This window comes from Collinsella sp. AM13-34 (assembly GCF_003473055.1).
GTDB lineage: Bacteria > Actinomycetota > Coriobacteriia > Coriobacteriales > Coriobacteriaceae > Collinsella.
This window is the reverse complement of the sequence record NZ_QRLE01000052.1, coordinates 1-1919: the sequence shown is the minus strand read 5'-3', so window position 1 is coordinate 1919 and position 1919 is coordinate 1. Positions and strand designations below refer to the sequence as shown.

The 1919-nt window shown below is 55.0% G+C and carries 1 protein-coding gene; it reads left to right on the top strand.

Annotated elements, in window-relative coordinates; all coding sequences use genetic code 11:
* Window positions 1-203: 203 nt before the first annotated feature.
* Window positions 204-1328 carry an aminotransferase gene (locus tag DW151_RS10325; protein WP_117655984.1) on the top strand — a complete coding sequence of 375 codons (1125 nt, stop codon included), beginning with the start codon at window positions 204-206 and terminating at the stop codon, window positions 1326-1328.
* The last annotated feature ends 591 nt before the right edge of the window (window positions 1329-1919 follow it).

Sequence of the window (1919 nt, the reverse complement as noted above, 5' to 3'; positions counted from 1 at the left end):
GGCCGCGGCGGCCCGCGCTGCATGAGCATGCCCTTCTGGCGTGAGGACCTCTAAGGTCTTCTAGGACCCGTATAGGTCTTAATACATACATCTAGCTGACGTTAGATGTCTCCCATTGGGGCGGTGCGGGTTTTCGCGCCGCCCCAATCTTGTATGAGGAACGTCAACACGGTTGGATGACTGCTTTTGTAAGGAGCTTGGCCATGGACATTAAGACGATTGGCGTTGAGGAATGGCTCAACGTTTGGGAGAAGAGCGCCACGTGGGACATCGCCCAGTCGACGATCTCGTCGCTCACCATGGGCGAGCTGCGCGCGCTCGATGAGCAGGACGGTGCCACGTTCTACGAGCGCCTGGACCGCGAGAAGATGAACTACGGCTGGATCGAGGGCTCTCCGGAGTTTAAGGCCGAGGTTGCCAAGCTGTATCGTCGCGAGGTCAATCCCGATCACATTCTGCAGACCAATGGCTGCACGGGCGCTAACCTCAACGCCATCATGGCCGTGGTCGAGCCCGGCGACCATGTCATCGCCGAGTGGCCCACCTACGCGCCGCTCTACGAGATTCCGCGTACGCTCGGTGCCGAGGTCGAGTATTGGGAGCTTCGCGAGGAGCTTGGCTGGAAGCCCGATATCGAGGAGCTTAAACGCTTGGTGCGTCCCAATACCAAGCTCATCTGCATCAACAACGCATCGAACCCCATCGGTACGGTGCTCGATGCCGATATGCTCGGCCAGATTGCCGAGATCGCCCGTTCGGCTGGCGCCTATGTGCTGTGCGACGAGGTGTACCTGCCGCTTGAGAACACCAAGGCCTTTATGTCGATGGCCGACATGTACGAGAAGGCCATTGTCACCAACTCGGTGTCCAAGACCTATTCGACGCCTGCGGCCCGCGTGGGCTGGGTCGTGGCCGACGAAGAGGTGTCCAACCGCATCCGCACCTACCGCGACTACACCATGATCTGCGGCGGCGTGTTCAACGATGCCCTGGCGACATACGTGCTCGAGCACAAGGACAAGATTCTCGAGCGCAATCGCAAGATCGTGTTTGGCAACCGCGATATCGCGCAGGCTTGGATCGATACGCAGCATCGCGTTTCCTGGACGGCCCCGCAGGGAATATCCACCTCGTTTATCCAGCTGGATATTCCCGAGGATGACGAGGAATTCTGTAAGCGCCTGTTGGCCGAGAGGGGAGTGCTGCTGGTCCCCGGTAGCCGCTTTGAGCTTCCCTGCGGCGCACGCCTGGGCTACTGCGCGAGCGAAGACGTTCTTCGCGAGGGCCTGAGGCTTTTGGGCGAGGCACTGGCGGAGTTCGATCGCTAGGGTTCCGACGATCTTCGAGGGCCTTATCCAAATTGGCCGAAGATAATCGAAAACGAACCCGTTTCCCTAGGGGAAGCGGGTTCGTTTTTCTATACCGAGAAGTCAAGTTGTTACAAATGGGGCCGTAAAGCGAGCCGGTATCCGCTGGGCCTTATACTGAGCTTCCGGTGAACGGTATCAAGCGTCTGGTAAACGGTAATTTATTTATCAGAAATGAATAGGACAAACTTTTTTCTGAATAAAAATGAAAATGGTTGGGACGCGGCATGAATCGCTAATTCTATTCATAGCTATATTAGAAATATGCAATTTGAGGGTGGTTTAATAAAGTTAAGTTCCATTTGCTATTTGGATTGAAAACGCGTTTTAGCACGTAAATTAACTTTATTAAATCAAAGTGTGCCATGCGTGAAGTATATGTGTATGCCGTTCACCCCTCATATAAAACCGTTCGGGGGCGAGGTGGAAGTATGGACTGATTTTGGATATAAATATGTCGTCAGCAATAACGCCTCACACGGAGGGGCGCTAACGAATCGGCCCTGACAGGGGCCCGAAAGAAAGGTAGGAGGCCATGACGAAAGGTCTGCA